The sequence below is a fragment of the Ruegeria sp. YTSA135 genome (assembly GCF_059610165.1).
This window is the reverse complement of the sequence record NZ_JBXWNC010000007.1, coordinates 36,435-50,261: the sequence shown is the minus strand read 5'-3', so window position 1 is coordinate 50,261 and position 13,827 is coordinate 36,435. Positions and strand designations below refer to the sequence as shown.

The 13,827-nt window shown below is 57.9% G+C and carries 16 protein-coding genes; 13 read left to right on the top strand and 3 right to left on the bottom strand.

Going from position 1 to position 13,827, the window contains the following annotated elements; genetic code table 11:
- Window positions 1-102: 102 nt before the first annotated feature.
- On the top strand, window positions 103-966 hold the full coding sequence (locus tag AC2FIT_RS10930; protein ID WP_496829351.1) for a glycosyltransferase family protein: 864 nt from the start codon (window positions 103-105) through the stop codon (window positions 964-966).
- 2 nt (window positions 967-968) lie between these two features.
- Here AC2FIT_RS10930 and AC2FIT_RS10925 read toward each other — a convergent pair whose 3' ends face one another.
- Together AC2FIT_RS10925 and irrA are read right to left on the bottom strand one after the other, a co-directional pair.
- Entirely contained in the window at window positions 969-1,766 is a 798-nt protein-coding gene (locus tag AC2FIT_RS10925) for a phytanoyl-CoA dioxygenase family protein (RefSeq protein ID WP_496829349.1), read from the bottom strand.
- Window positions 1,767-2,019: 253 nt separating this feature from the next.
- Window positions 2,020-2,436, bottom strand: coding sequence for an iron response transcriptional regulator IrrA (irrA, locus tag AC2FIT_RS10920; protein WP_496829347.1), 417 nt, complete (start codon window positions 2,434-2,436; stop codon window positions 2,020-2,022).
- Between the two features lie 188 nt (window positions 2,437-2,624).
- Here irrA and fabA point away from each other — a divergent pair, with 188 nt between their 5' ends.
- Genes fabA through AC2FIT_RS10900 form a run of 4 tightly spaced genes read left to right on the top strand, consistent with a single transcriptional unit; the run spans window position 2,625 to window position 5,454 of the window.
- Complete coding sequence (fabA, locus tag AC2FIT_RS10915; RefSeq protein ID WP_068337774.1) at window positions 2,625-3,134, top strand: bifunctional 3-hydroxydecanoyl-ACP dehydratase/trans-2-decenoyl-ACP isomerase; 510 nt, start codon at window positions 2,625-2,627, stop codon at window positions 3,132-3,134.
- Window positions 3,135-3,182: 48 nt separating this feature from the next.
- Window positions 3,183-4,412 carry a beta-ketoacyl-ACP synthase I gene (gene fabB, locus AC2FIT_RS10910; protein ID WP_068337775.1) on the top strand — a complete coding sequence of 410 codons (1,230 nt, stop codon included), beginning with the start codon at window positions 3,183-3,185 and terminating at the stop codon, window positions 4,410-4,412.
- Window positions 4,413-4,417: 5 nt separating this feature from the next.
- Entirely contained in the window at window positions 4,418-5,209 is a 792-nt protein-coding gene (locus AC2FIT_RS10905; protein ID WP_496829344.1) for an enoyl-ACP reductase FabI, read from the top strand.
- Window positions 5,210-5,268: 59 nt separating this feature from the next.
- A complete protein-coding gene (locus AC2FIT_RS10900; RefSeq protein WP_068337776.1) occupies window positions 5,269-5,454 on the top strand; it encodes a hypothetical protein in 186 nt (61 codons plus the stop codon).
- Window positions 5,455-5,478: 24 nt separating this feature from the next.
- Here AC2FIT_RS10900 and AC2FIT_RS10895 read toward each other — a convergent pair whose 3' ends face one another.
- Window positions 5,479-5,907: an FKBP-type peptidyl-prolyl cis-trans isomerase gene (locus AC2FIT_RS10895; protein ID WP_496829342.1), complete on the bottom strand. Its 429-nt coding sequence runs from the start codon at window positions 5,905-5,907 to the stop codon at window positions 5,479-5,481.
- Window positions 5,908-6,034: 127 nt separating this feature from the next.
- On the opposite strand from AC2FIT_RS10895, the gene AC2FIT_RS10890 reads away from it, so the two are divergent.
- From AC2FIT_RS10890 to AC2FIT_RS10855, 8 genes are all read left to right on the top strand, one after another.
- Window positions 6,035-6,721, top strand: coding sequence for a haloacid dehalogenase type II (locus tag AC2FIT_RS10890; protein WP_496829340.1), 687 nt, complete (start codon window positions 6,035-6,037; stop codon window positions 6,719-6,721).
- Window positions 6,721-7,548 carry an alpha/beta fold hydrolase gene (locus AC2FIT_RS10885; protein WP_496829339.1) on the top strand — a complete coding sequence of 276 codons (828 nt, stop codon included), beginning with the start codon at window positions 6,721-6,723 and terminating at the stop codon, window positions 7,546-7,548. The genes AC2FIT_RS10890 and AC2FIT_RS10885 overlap by 1 nt, the downstream gene beginning before the upstream one ends.
- Window positions 7,545-8,519 (top strand): threonine ammonia-lyase, encoded by a 975-nt coding sequence (locus AC2FIT_RS10880; RefSeq protein WP_496829337.1) that lies wholly within the window; start codon window positions 7,545-7,547, stop codon window positions 8,517-8,519. Before AC2FIT_RS10885 ends, AC2FIT_RS10880 begins: the two co-directional genes overlap by 4 nt.
- A gap of 59 nt (window positions 8,520-8,578) precedes the next feature.
- Window positions 8,579-9,367, top strand: coding sequence for a 3-oxoadipate enol-lactonase (gene pcaD / locus AC2FIT_RS10875; protein ID WP_496829335.1), 789 nt, complete (start codon window positions 8,579-8,581; stop codon window positions 9,365-9,367).
- A 12-nt stretch (window positions 9,368-9,379) separates the two neighbouring features.
- Window positions 9,380-10,102 (top strand): alpha/beta fold hydrolase, encoded by a 723-nt coding sequence (locus AC2FIT_RS10870; protein ID WP_496829333.1) that lies wholly within the window; start codon window positions 9,380-9,382, stop codon window positions 10,100-10,102.
- Between the two features lie 71 nt (window positions 10,103-10,173).
- Window positions 10,174-11,373: a TCR/Tet family MFS transporter gene (locus AC2FIT_RS10865; RefSeq protein ID WP_496829331.1), complete on the top strand. Its 1,200-nt coding sequence runs from the start codon at window positions 10,174-10,176 to the stop codon at window positions 11,371-11,373.
- Window positions 11,374-11,454: 81 nt separating this feature from the next.
- The gene (locus AC2FIT_RS10860) at window positions 11,455-12,549 is read left to right on the top strand and encodes a Zn-dependent alcohol dehydrogenase (RefSeq protein ID WP_496829329.1); all 1,095 of its coding nucleotides are present in this window, start codon (window positions 11,455-11,457) and stop codon (window positions 12,547-12,549) included.
- 16 nt (window positions 12,550-12,565) lie between these two features.
- Window positions 12,566-13,798: a mandelate racemase/muconate lactonizing enzyme family protein gene (locus tag AC2FIT_RS10855; protein ID WP_496829327.1), complete on the top strand. Its 1,233-nt coding sequence runs from the start codon at window positions 12,566-12,568 to the stop codon at window positions 13,796-13,798.
- The last annotated feature ends 29 nt before the right edge of the window (window positions 13,799-13,827 follow it).

Genomic DNA, 13,827 nt, shown 5'->3' with positions numbered 1-13,827 from the left:
CGCGGGATCGGCGTCGTCTATACCCGACGAACGCTGCTTGCAATGCCAAGGCGGATACCCGATTTTGAACGCAGATTCCAGCCAAGTGGAACCGGACAGGCAATGCAATACGACTCATTCGACGTTTTCCTGAACTCAGGCAGATCAGCCCTTGCAGAAGGTCCTGTTGCGCTCATTTTTGCCGAGGACAACATCGAGGTCGACAGCACCCTCCGGCATCATTTGCATCTTGGCTTCAAGTCCGTGATTGCCTTCATGCCGCAGGACTTTACGCTGGACCCCGCGCTTGTGGACCGTATCCACCGCGTCAACCTCACCTCTGTTCCCGGCGCGATCGTCTTCGACACCATCAACCGGATCATTCAGGCCGCTCCGAACATCTGGATGTACTACTGCTACAACGCCGAATACCTGTTCTTTCCGTTTTGTGAGACCCGCACGGTTGGCGAATTGCTGACCTTCCACGCCGAGGAACGCCGGGACGCGATGCTGAGCCACGTGATCGACCTGTATGCCGATGACCTAAACAGTTTTCCAAATGGCGTGTCCCCGGAACGCGCGATGTTGGACAGAACAGGATATTATGCCCACACGCGCCACGACGCAGAGGGGCACCCGGTTGAGCGGCAATTGGATATGTCGGGCGGTCTGCGCTGGCGATTCGAGGATCATATCCCGTATGAGCGCCGGCGGATTGACCGCATCGCTTTGTTCAAATCGCAAAATGGTCTGGAGCTCCGCCCCGATCACACGTTCAACGAGCCGGAATACAACACCTACTCGTGCCCCTGGCACCACAACCTGACCGCAGCCATATGTTCATTCCGCGCGGCGAAAGCGTTGAAAAGCAACGCAGGCTCAACCTTTGATATCCCAAGCTTTTGCTGGCAAAACTCGGTGCCCTTTCAGTGGACGTCAGGCCAATTGCTTGATCTTGGACTCATTGAGCCGGGGCAATGGTTCTGAGGTCAACGCCTGAGCAGCACTGGGAACCAATCTTCACGCAGGCGCTGGCCGGGGGTCATATCGTGTCCGGGAAACGGCGGCGAAGTCCGGCCCGGACGTTCGACATAGCGCGCGTCATCCCCGACCAAGCGCAGTGAAAACGCCCGGCGACGACTATCGGACCGGTTCCCGCGCGCGCCATGAAGCGTGCGGTAATTGAAAGCCACCGCGTCACCCGGCTCCATTTCGTACTCGACGACCGTCATCCCCTCGGCATCCGGGTCCGGAACGGGAATGTACTGACCCTCATCCGGAAAGAATCCCTCCTCCGACACCCAGCGGGTGGGTAAGACCTCTTTCTCCCACAGATGCGACCCAGCCACGCAACGCAGCGTGGCTTCTCGCACCGGGTCAAGTGGAGACCAAAAGCTGATCGTTTGCTGACCTTCCACAAAATAGTACGGCCCATCCTGATGCCATGGGGTGGCCATCGACGTGCCGGGCTCTTTCACCAGTACATGATCGTGGAATACCTGCACGGTTCGCGATTGCATCAAGTCCGCCGCGACTTCGGCGGCCGGAGAGTTCTCGATGACGTCTCGGAACTGGTCAATCCGCGACCAGTTGCAATAGTCATCAAAGAATAATCCCGTCTCGCCCTGTTTTCTGTTGTCTGACGCGTACGGGCCCGGATTCGCCATATTCTCGGCCACGCCGTCTCTGAGATCTTCAACATGATCAGAGAAAAGACCCTTGATCAGGACAACACCATCGCGCTGATAGGTATCGATCATCTCTTGCGTGACCAAAGGGTGCGTCATGCCTGTCTCCGTTCCGTGGGCCTGCGTGATCTGGGCATGAGACTGCCCTGCGTTCAACCCATATCTTCAAGGAAACGCGTGGTACTTGCTATCTGACTAAAGCCCCACAACTCCGCACCAAACGGCTAAGTGTTTTCAACGCTGGAGCTCCGGCGGCGCTAAAACAAAGTCACCTTTCTTCTGCGCACACATACTAAAACGCCGCAATTCAGAGTTTTCCAGATTACGCTCTGCCCACAAAGGAAACGTTACGTTATTTTTTCCGCAGACGGATCACGACGTCGACCGAGGCGATTTCAACCCCGTCTGGCGCTTCGGGCAGGCGTTGAATCACAAGCTGATCTGACGGCGCATCGCTCAGGCGGCCCTCATCCTCCCAAAAGAAATGGGGATGATCATGCGTGTTGGTATCAAAATAACTTTTCGACCCGTCCACGGTGATTTCCTGCAACACACCAGCGTCGCAAAACGCACGCAGAGTATTATAAACTGTCGCCAAGGACACGGCATCGCCGTTTTTTTTCGCCGCTTCAAAAAGGCTTTCTGCCGTGACGTGGCGGTGACGCCCGTCCCCAACCAGCAGCTCCGCCAGTGCAACGCGCTGACGCGTCGGACGCAACCCTGCGTCGACCAACCAGGTGGTGGCTATGTTCTGGCTCTGAGGTGTCATATATCCGATACCTATTCTTTGCTTGACTATATATAAGTGCTGTGGACGGGCAATTTCAAATGAAATTCAGTCGCAAAGAACCCTCGGAACATCTCATGGTACTGGCGACCGCTCTTGCAGGACCTTGCATACGGGTGCTAGACGAGGCCAGATAACACAAACAGACCCCTGGCAGGAGAGGCGGCATAATGGCCCAATTCCCGAGCAGCTTTGACAAGGACGATCTGCTGAAATGCGCCCGTGGCGAGTTATTCGGCCCCGGCAACGCGCAGCTGCCTGCCCCGCCAATGCTGATGATGGATCGTATTACCGAGATTTCCGGCGATGGTGGTGCGCATGGCAAGGGTCACGTGATAGCCGAATTCGACATAACTCCGGATCTTTGGTTCTTTGACTGTCATTTTCCCGGCAACCCGATCATGCCGGGCTGTCTGGGCCTGGATGGATTGTGGCAACTTACCGGTTTCAACCTGGGGTGGCGCGGCTGGCAAGGGCGCGGCTATGCGCTGGGTGTGGGTGAGGTCAAGCTGACCGGCATGGTCCGCCCGGATCGCAAGATGCTGAAGTATTTTGTCGATTTCACGAAGGCCGTTCAAACCCGACGCCTGACCATGGGTGTGGCTGACGGCCGGGTCGAAGCGGATGGCGAAGTCATCTATCAGGTCAAGGACATGAAAGTTGCATTGTCTGAGAGCTGACCCCAGCTTTCGTCAATGAAAAAGGGAACGGAACACAGGAGTACGCATATGCGTCGCGTCGTCGTCACCGGTATGGGGATCGTCTCCTCGATCGGGAACAATGTCGAAGAGGTCCTCGCCTCGCTCAAATCAGGCAAATCCGGCATTGAGGCCAACGAGCAGATGGTCGAACATGGCTTTCGCAGCCAGATCGCCGGATCTTTGAAAATTGACGTGGCTGAGCACGTGGACAAACGCACCTTGCGGTTCATGGGTCCTGGCGCAGCCTACTCGCATATCGCCATGACCCAGGCCATAGCGGACTCTGGCTTGACCGAAGAACAGGTGCAAAGCCCGCGCACGGGTGTTGTGGCAGGCTCAGGTGGCCCGTCGACGAGCGCGTTGCTAACGGCGCATCAGACCGTGATGAAAACCGGTGCCACCAAGCGGATTGGCCCGTTTGCGGTTCCGAAATGCATGTCCTCGACGATCTCGGCCAACCTGGCGACGGCCTTCAAGATCAAAGGCCTCAATTACTCGATCACCTCGGCCTGCTCGACCTCGCTGCATTGCATCGGCAACGCAGCCGAGCAGATCATGATGGGCAAGCAGGATATAGTATTCGCCGGCGGCGGAGAGGAGCTGGACTGGACGCTCTCCTGCCTGTTTGACGCCATGGGCGCGATGTCATCGAAATACAATGACACCCCAGAGAAAGCCTCGCGGACTTTCGACGCGAACCGCGACGGTTTCGTAATCTCCGGCGGCGGCGGCATCGTGGTGCTGGAAGATCTGGAACACGCGCTGGCTCGCGGCGCAAAGATTTATGCCGAAGTGACCGGCTTTGCAGCTACGTCGGACGGGCATGACATGGTTGCCCCCTCGGGTGAAGGTGGTGAGCGCGCGATGCGCTTGGCGATGGCCTCCTTGCCGGAAGGCCGCAAGATCAACTACATCAACGCCCACGGCACCTCGACCCCGGTCGGTGATGTGGGTGAGGTCGAAGCAGTCCGCCGCATCTTTGGTGAGGGCAACGTGCCGCCGATTTCATCGACCAAGTCGTTGACGGGCCACGCACAAGGCGCAGCCGGCGCGCTTGAAGCGGTTTTCTGCCTCTTGATGCTTGAGCATGACTTTATTGCGCCGTCGATTAACGTAGAAACACTTGCCGAAGGCATCCAGCCCGGTGAAATTGCAACTCAAGTGGTTGAAAACGCAGGTTTGGACAGTGTGATGACCAATAGCTTTGGCTTTGGCGGAACAAATGGGTCCATGGTTCTGTCAAAGTATAGCGGGTGACGATGATGTCGGATCTTTTAAGGGGTAAACGCGGCCTGATCATGGGCGTGGCAAATGACCGGTCAATTGCATGGGGCATTGCCAAAGCCATGCACGAAGCGGGCGCGGAGCTTGCCTTCACCTATCAGGGTGAGGCATTCGGCAAACGTCTGGAGCCATTGGCCGCAAGCATCGGCAGCGACTTCATGGTGGATACGGATGTCACCGATGACGCCTCGCTGGATCGCGCCTTTGGCGAGTTGGCCGCACGCTGGCCGACTATCGACTTTCTAGTCCACGCCATCGCTTATTCGGACAAGTCCGAACTGACGGGTCGGTTTCTGAACACCTCGCGTGCGAATTTCAAGAACTCGATGGATATCTCGGTTTATTCATTCATCGAGGTTGCCCGCCGGGCGCATCCGATGATGAAAGAAAATGGCGGCTCCCTGATCACATTGACCTATCAAGGCTCGAACCGTGTGGTTCCGAGTTACAACGTTATGGGTGTGGCAAAGGCGGCATTGGAATCGGCAACACGCTATCTGGCCAACGATCTGGGCCCCGACGGTATCCGCGTAAACGCAGTCTCACCCGGGCCGATGAAAACGCTCGCCGGGGCAGCCATCGGTGGCGCGCGCAAAACCTACAAGTTCTGTGACCAGAATGCGCCCATGCGGTCCAATGCAACGTTGGAGGCGGTGGGCGGCACGGCGGTCTACCTGGCCTCTGACGCCGGGGTATGCACAACAGGTGAAATCATTCGCGTCGATGGAGGCTTCCACGTTCTGGGTATGCCACAACCCGATCATATGTGACCTGAACTTTCCCTGCCCTTGCCAAGATTTAACCATCTTTCGTCGGCAAGGATAGCGGCATGAGCAAAGCAGACCAAATCATTGCAAACACCTCAAAGGTGTCCCGGCGCAAATCGGGTTTTCTGGGCCGACGTGGTCGAATCGCGTTGCTGGCCCTCACCACATTGCTGGTGCTTTTCGTGTTTCTCACACAGCCCAATACACGCGAAGCCCTTGCAAACTGGACCAGCCTGATTTCAGGCTGATCCTCAAACACCGACCCAAATCACCTAGTTGATTGAGACGACTTCGATATCGAAAATCAGATCCTGCCCTGCCAGCGGATGGTTGGCATCAAGGGTAACGGTCGCCTCGTCCACATCCACAACCGTCACAGGCAGGGCTTGCCCATCAGGCGCTTGCATCTGCAACTGCGTACCGAGGTCCAAAGGGATGTCATCCGGGATACCTTCACGTGGGATCTGCTGCCGCATCGCGGGATTGATCGGCCCGTAGGCGTCGACACAAGCAATTTCAACGCGTTTTTTCTCGCCTGTCGAAAGCCCCGGCATAGCCGTATCCAGTCCCGGAATGATCTGGCCTGACCCGACTACGAACTCCAACGGATCACGTCCTTCGGAACTGTCAAAGACGTTACCGTCCAGCAGTGTCCCTTTGTAGTGGATGCGAACTGTGTCGCCTTGCTTGATCTCGGTCATGGGTGGCCTCCGGCCTTTGGAAAATTGAACGGCGCAGCCTAGGGTCTGTCACGGCATTGTAAACCCTTCCCCCTTTTGCGCCCTGAACTCTTGTGACACCCTGCGCCAGACCAAGGGAGAAGATTTGATGCCTATCACAACCTGCGTATTCGACGCCTATGGTACGCTGTTCGACGTAGCCGCCGCCGCGCGACAGGCTGCAGCCGAACCTGGATTCGAGAAACTACAGCAGAAATGGCCCGAGTTGGCCAACCACTGGCGGCTAAAGCAACTGCAGTATACGTGGCTGCGCGCAATCACGGGTGCCCATGCCGATTTCTGGGACGTCACTCAAGATGGGCTGGATTGGGCGCTTGAGGCCTCAGGGCTGGACGGAGACGCGGCCTTGCGGCAGCGTCTGCTGGACCTGTACTGGCAATTGCAGGCCTACCCAGAAGTTCCCCAGATGCTGGCCGATCTGAAAGCCAGCGGCTTGCAAACCGCGATCCTGTCGAACGGTTCATTGCCGATGTTGGACGGCGCGGTTCAGTCGGCTGGTATCGGCGACGTGCTGGACGACGTACTTTCGGTCGAAAGCGTCGGCGTCTTCAAACCGCATTCCAGTGTCTACGATCTGGTGCAGAAACGCTTTGGTGGCGAACGGGATGACGTTTTGTTCGTCAGTTCAAACGGTTGGGATGCGGCAGGCGCCAGCGGGTACGGGTTCGTCACGGCATGGGTAAACAGAGCCAATGAGCCAACAGACCGCTTGCCTTGGAAACCAGCGCATGTACTGTACGACCTCACGACGATCCCTCAACTCGCTGGGCTTTAATGGCTTTTTTCACAACCTCCGATGACAGACGCCTGTTTTATTCGGATACCGGCGCAGGAACCCCGCTGCTGTGTCTTTCCGGTTTAACCCGTTGCAGCCGGGATTTCTCGTTTCTCGCACCGCATGTTTCTGATCTGCGAATGATCACGATGGACTACCGGGGGCGTGGCCAATCGGATCACGATCCGGATTTCATGAACTACAACATCTTTCGCGAATCCCATGACGTGATCGAGTTGTTGGATCATTTGGGCGTTGAGCGCGTGGTCGTTCTTGGCACCTCGCGCGGCGGTCTGATCGCCATGGCGCTGGCGGCCAGCCACCCCGAGTGTCTTTCGGCTGTCATTCTCAACGACGTAGGCCCGGTAATCGAACCCGTAGGCATCGCCAAGATCATGGACTATGTAGGCAAACAACCCGCCTCAAGAACCTATGATGAGGCCGCGAAGGCCTTACAGCATGCAATGGCGCAGCATTTCCCCGGTGTGTCGCTGGAACGTTGGCGGCAGCAGGCTGAAATACAGTACGAACAGACCGACACGGGGTTGACCCTGCGCTATGACCCCGCGTTGCGGACTGCACTTTTGGATCAGTCAGCGGCGGGAGCTACGCCGGATATGTGGATGTTCTTTGACGCGCTGCGCGACATCCCGACCGGAGTTATTCGTGGTGCGAACTCGGACGTTCTGGGCAAGAACACGCTTGATGAAATGCACAGACGCCATCCCGGCCTTATATCCGCCGACATCCCGGATCGCGGCCACGTGCCGTTTCTGGACGAACCGCAGTCTCTGGACCTTATCCGTAAGGTAATTGGCAAACTATGACGACATTGCAGATGATCGAAGCCGCCGCCGGGCGGTTACAGGGCCACATTCGGGAAACGCCTATGCTGACCTCGCCTTTTCTGGATGAAATGGCCGGGCGGCGTGTCTTGGTCAAGCCTGAATGCTTGCAACATACCGGCAGTTTCAAATTCCGTGGCGCTTGGTCGGCGATTTCCGCGCTCAGCGATGCGGAACGGCAGCGCGGCGTGATCGCGTATTCCTCGGGCAACCACGCGCAGGGAGTTGCCCATGCAGCGGCTTTGCACGGGATATCGTCGGTGATCGTCATGCCTTCGGATGCGCCGCGGCTTAAGATCAACAATACGCGTGAGCTGGGTGGTGAGGTTGTCTTGTACGACCGGTCAAACGAGAGCCGCGAAGAGATTGGCGAAGCACTGGCGGCTGAACGCGGACTAATCCTGATCCGCCCCTATGATGAGCCTCAGGTAATTGCCGGTCAGGGTACAACCGGGTTGGAGATCGCCAGGCAAGCGGCTGCCATGGGCGTTGAACAGGCCGATGTACTGGTGTGTTGCGGTGGTGGGGGCCTGACATCGGGGATCGCACTGGCACTTGAAGGCCACGCACCCGGCCTACGCACCCGCCCGTGTGAGCCTGAGGGCTTTGATGATGTCAAACGATCCTTGGCCACGGGGCAGATACAAGGCAACACCGCGACTGCGGGCAACATCTGCGACGCGATCCTGACCCCGCAGCCCGGGAACATCACCTTTCCGATCATGCACCGCCTGTGCGGTCCGGGTCTGACGATCACCGAGAAAGAAGCGATGCATGCAATGGCATTGGCGTTTCTGCGTTTGAAAATCGTGCTGGAACCCGGAGGTGCCGCATCGCTGGCTTCGGCACTGTTTCGAAAGGATGAAATCGAAGGTGACTCGGTGATTATCGTGGCGTCAGGGGGCAATGCAGACCCCGAAGTCTTTGGCAAAGCACTGAAATTCTTGACCTGACACAGGTCAATAGTCCAGTCTCTTTGCTACATCAACGTATGACGATAGGGGATTAAGTCATGCAAATCTTGGATACAGGAGAGGTGCGTCTGCACTATCGGGTCGATGGTGACCCGAACGGCGCACCAATCGTTTTTGCCAACTCGCTGGGTACCGATCTGCGTCTTTGGGACGCGGTGTTGCCTCATCTTCCCGCAGGTCTTCGCATCATCCGTTTTGACAAGCGCGGGCATGGCTTGTCGTCACAACCGCCAGCCCCTTATTCCATGGGTGCGCTGGTCCGCGATGCCGAAACCCTGCTGGATCATTTGGAAGTTCGGGAATGTGTCTTTGTCGGCCTTTCCATCGGTGGTTTGATCGCGCAGGGGCTGGCCGTAAAACGTCTGGATCAGGTACGTGCTTTGGTCCTGTCGAACACCGCCGCCAAGATCGGCACGCCTTCGATCTGGCAAGAGCGGATGGATGCGGTCCGCCAAAGTGGGGTCGAGGCGCTGGCCGATGCAACGATGGAGCGGTGGTTTTCCAGATCATTCCGCGCTTCGCCGGATCACCTGCTGTGGCGCAACATGATGGTGCGGCAGCCAGTAGACGGTTATCTTGGATGTTGCGCCGCAATTTCTGGCACCGATTTCTACACCCCCACCAGCGGCCTGCGCCTTCCCACACTGGGGATAGCGGGCAGTGAGGACGGATCGACTCCGCCCGACCTCGTGCGCGAAACGATCGACCTGATCCCGGGTTCCAAGTTCGAGCTGATGCGCCGGGCGGGTCACTTGCCCTGTGTTGAACAACCGGTGGAATACGCGGCGCTGCTGCGCAGTTTCCTGACCGACATCGGACATATTTGAAGGAGCACGATTGTGGCAGATTTTCTGTTGGTCCATGGATCTTGTCATGGCGCCTGGTGCTGGCGTGATCTGATTCCGGCATTAACCGCACTTGGGCATACTGTTCGCGCCATAGACTTGCCAAGCCACGGCTCGGACCCGACACCGATTGCAGATGTTACGTTGGACAGTTGCCGCGACGCGGTGTTGTCGGCCTCTGCCCCGCAGACAATTGTCGTTGGGCATTCTTGGGGCGGTTATCCTGTCAGCGCCGCTGCTGAGGCCGACCCCAAAGCCATGCGCGCGTTGATCTATCTGTGCGCCTATGTCCCGCAAGACGGCCTTTCCATGATCGAGATGCGCCGGCGGTCCCCGCGCCAGCTCATCACCGACGCGATTGAAAAGTCAACCGACGGTCAGTCGTACACTGTCAAGCCGGGCGCGGTGCGCGATATCTTCTACCATGACTGCCCGCCCGAAACGGTGCCCTATGCCCTTGCGCGCCTGTGTCCGCAGGCCATCGCGCCGCAAGATACGCCTTTGTCTTTGACCAACAAGTTTACGCATGTTCCCAAGGCCTATATCCGCGCCACGGATGACCGTACGATCCCACCGGAATACGAAGAACAGATGAGTCTCATCGCACCCGAAGGATTACGAAGGGCGATCGACAGCGCACATTCCCCGTTTTTCTCGCACCCCCGTCATCTGGCAGAAGTCCTGAATGATCTGGAACAAAGTCTGCCTGCGGCATAGCCAAGCGGCGCAAGTGCTTCACAGGTGAACAAGGCGTGATAGGGTCACGGTGAAACTCACGAGCGGTCACCATGCGTTTGCCCTTTCTCTTCGTTCTCGGCACAGTCGTGATTGATGCCATGGGCATCGGTTTGGTGTTGCCGATCATGCCCGAACTGATTGTCGAGGTTCACGGCGGCACCTTGGCCGACGCGGCGATTTGGGGCGGTGTTCTTAGCACGGCTTTTGCTGCGATGCAGTTTGTGTTCGGGCCAATCCTCGGCAATCTGTCTGATGCTTATGGACGACGCACGATTCTATTGGTTTCGCTGTTTGTCATGTCCCTTGATTATGTGGTGATGGCGCTGGCTGGCAGCATATGGCTGTTGCTGGCCGGGCGAATCGTGGGCGGAATCACGGCCGCCACCCATGCTACCGCGGCCGCCTTCATGGCAGACGTCTCAAAGCCCCATGAAAAGGCAGCAAACTTTGGCCTCTTGGGCGCGGCGTTCGGTGTTGGTTTCGTGCTGGGCCCAGTGATCGGCGGAGGGCTGAGCGAGTACGGTACCCGCGCGCCTTTCTGGGCGGCTGCCGTATTGTCAGCCCTGTCTTTTCTACTCGGCTTTATGGCGATGCCGGAAACGGTGACCGAAAAAACACGTCGTGCGTTCAGCTTGCGACGCGCCAATCCCGTAAACTCTTTGCGCGCCATCGCCGCGCTGCCAGGCATCCGCCCGATGCTGTGGGTTTATTTCCTCTATTCGGTGTCAATCTACGTCTACCCTGCAATATGGGCTTATTTCACCACTGAACGATTTGGCTGGTCACCCCAGATGATTGGCCTGTCGCTTGGCATCTACGGAATTGGCATGGCCGCTGTACAAGGTGGCCTGATCCGCCCCGCAACACGGTATCTGGGCGAGCGTGTCACAATAATCTACGGAATGATGTTCGAGATCGTCAGCTTTGTGCTATTGGCCTTTCTCACCAACGGGTTCATCGCGCTTATGCTGATCCCTATCACGGCAATCGGGGCGGTCGTAACTCCTGCACTCCAAGCGCTGACGTCCCGAGCGACCCCGGACTCCCAGCAAGGAGAGTTGCAGGGCGTTCTCACCTCGCTGCATGCTTTGTCGATGGTGATCTCCCCGCTGGTGATGACGACGGTCTTTGCGCAATTCATAAGACCGGACGCGACATTCTACCTGCCCGGCGCGCCTTTCCTGCTTGCCATGTTGCTGATGTGCGCGGGTTTCGCGATGTTTTTGCGCGCGCGCCCTGCCGTGGCGTAACAACGACGCATTGATGACGGTTTCTGTCTTGCGGCCTGCGGTTTCCCGCGCCACCGTGCCGAAAAGGGAGCGAGGACCAGCATGCAAAAAATAAAAGCCGCCGTATGTCGGGCATTCAACGAACCTTTGGTTATCGAGGATATTCTTATCGCGCCCCCTGCAACGGGTGAGGTTGAGGTAACTCTGGACGCGGTCGCGATCTGCCATTCCGACATCACCTTCGCCAGTGGCGCGTGGGGTGGCCATCTGCCCGCCGTATACGGGCATGAGGCTGCCGGAGTCATTACGGCAACCGGTGACGTCGTGGGCGACTTCAAGGTTGGAGATGCTGTTGTTGTCACGCTGATCCGTGCGTGCGGGACTTGCCAGTCCTGTGCGGGCGGGCAGCCAACCATATGCGAGACACCCTATGACACCGTGAAAGGTCCATTGCGGACCGCGGACAACGGGCCACTGGATCAGGCGATGGCCTGTGGTGCCTTTGCCGAAAAGGTCGTTGTAAGCCACCGGCAGATCGTCAAAATCCCATCGGACATGCCGAAAGATGTTGCCAGTCTGCTATCGTGCGGGGTTATCACCGGGGTCGGTGCTGCGGTGAATGCCGCCAAGCTTCGTCCGGGTCAGGACGTGGTTGTGATCGGTGCTGGCGGCGTGGGGTTGAACGCCATTCAGGGCGCACGCCTTGCCGGCGCACGGCGGATCGTGGCTGTCGACATGACTAAGGAAAAGCTGGAAATCGCAAAAGAGTTCGGGGCAACGCATGGTGTGTTGGCCAGCACTCAGCAACCCTGGAAAGCCGCCTTCAAGGCGCTGGGTGGTCGGGGCGCAGATGTGGTTCTGATCACTGTTGGCGCGATCCCGGCCTATGATCAAGCACCGAGATACTTGGGGCGGGGCGGCAAGGCGATCATGATCGGCATGCCGCATTCGGGTGATATGTCCACCTATGAGCCGGTCGTTCTGGCCGCGCTGGGCCAAGGAATCGTTGGCTCTAAAATGGGCGATGTGGTTATTCAGCGCGATATCCCGTGGATGATCGACCTCTATGAACAAGGGCGGTTGAAACTGGACGAGTTGATCTCGGGCCGATGGTCGCTGGATCAGATCAATGAGGCCATTGCGGACACCAAATCCGGATCGGCAAAGCGCAACGTGATCCTGTTCAACAGAGACTGACCAGAAGGGGCTTGAGATGAAACTGCAGGACCTCGACGTCATCGTAACCGCTCCGCCCGCGCCGGGTTGGGGCGGGCGGTATTGGATATTGGTGAAAGTCACAACCGATACCGGTATCACCGGCTGGGGCGAATGCTATGCCTCTTCGGTCGGACCAGAGGCGATGCTCCATGTGATCCGGGATGTCTTCGAACGGCACATGCTGGGTGAAAACCCCGAGAATATCGAACTGATGTTCCGCCGCGCCTATTCCAGCGGTTTTACACAGCGCCCGGACCTGACCGTGATGGGCGCTTTTTCGGGTTTGGAAATCGCCTGCTGGGACATTCTTGGCAAAGATCGCAACCGTCCCGTCTATGCTCTGCTGGGCGGTCTAATGAACGAACGGATTCGGGCTTACACCTACCTTTACCCCCTGCCCCAGCATAATCTGACCGATTTCTGGACCTCTCCTGAACAAGCCGGAGAATGCGCGGCAGAGATGGTGCGCCGCGGTTTTACTGCGGTCAAGTTCGATCCCGCTGGCCCCTACACGATCCGCGGCGGGCATATGCCTGCGATGTCCGATATCTCGATGTCGGTGGCCTTTTGCAAAGCAATCCGCGAGACCGTAGGGGACAAGGCCGATCTGCTGTTCGGCACCCATGGTCAGTTCAACACCGCAGGTGCCATTCGGCTGGGGCAGGCGTTGGAGCCCTATTCGCCGCTTTGGTTTGAAGAGCCGACCCCGCCCGACATGATCGAGGATATGGCTCGCGTCGCCCGCAACGTCCGCATCCCGGTCGCGACCGGGGAACGCATAACCACCAAAGCCGAATTCGGGGCCGTCCTGCGTGCAGGCGCCGCCGAGATTCTGCAGCCCGCCCTAGGCCGCGCCGGTGGCATTTGGGAGATGAAGAAGGTCGCAGCCATGGCCGAAGTTTATAACGCTCAGATGGCACCGCACCTCTATGCTGGACCCATTGAGTGGGCTGCCAATATCCATCTGGCCGCATCGATCCCAAACCTGCTTTTGCTGGAAACTATTGAAACCCCTTTCCACGATCAGCTGATCAAGGGCACGTTGCGCGTCGACCAAGGCTTTGTGACGGCCCCAACCGCACCGGGTCTTGGGATCGAAGTAGACGAAGATTTGGCTCGCGCAAACCCTTACACGGGCGACGACCTGCATCTGCAAATGCAGGAAGACCCTTGCGACTATGCCAACGGTAACGCCTTTCAGGGTGGCGCACCCGCGACCGAGGGGTAATAAACACCCCCGTTTCAAAGATTTTATGG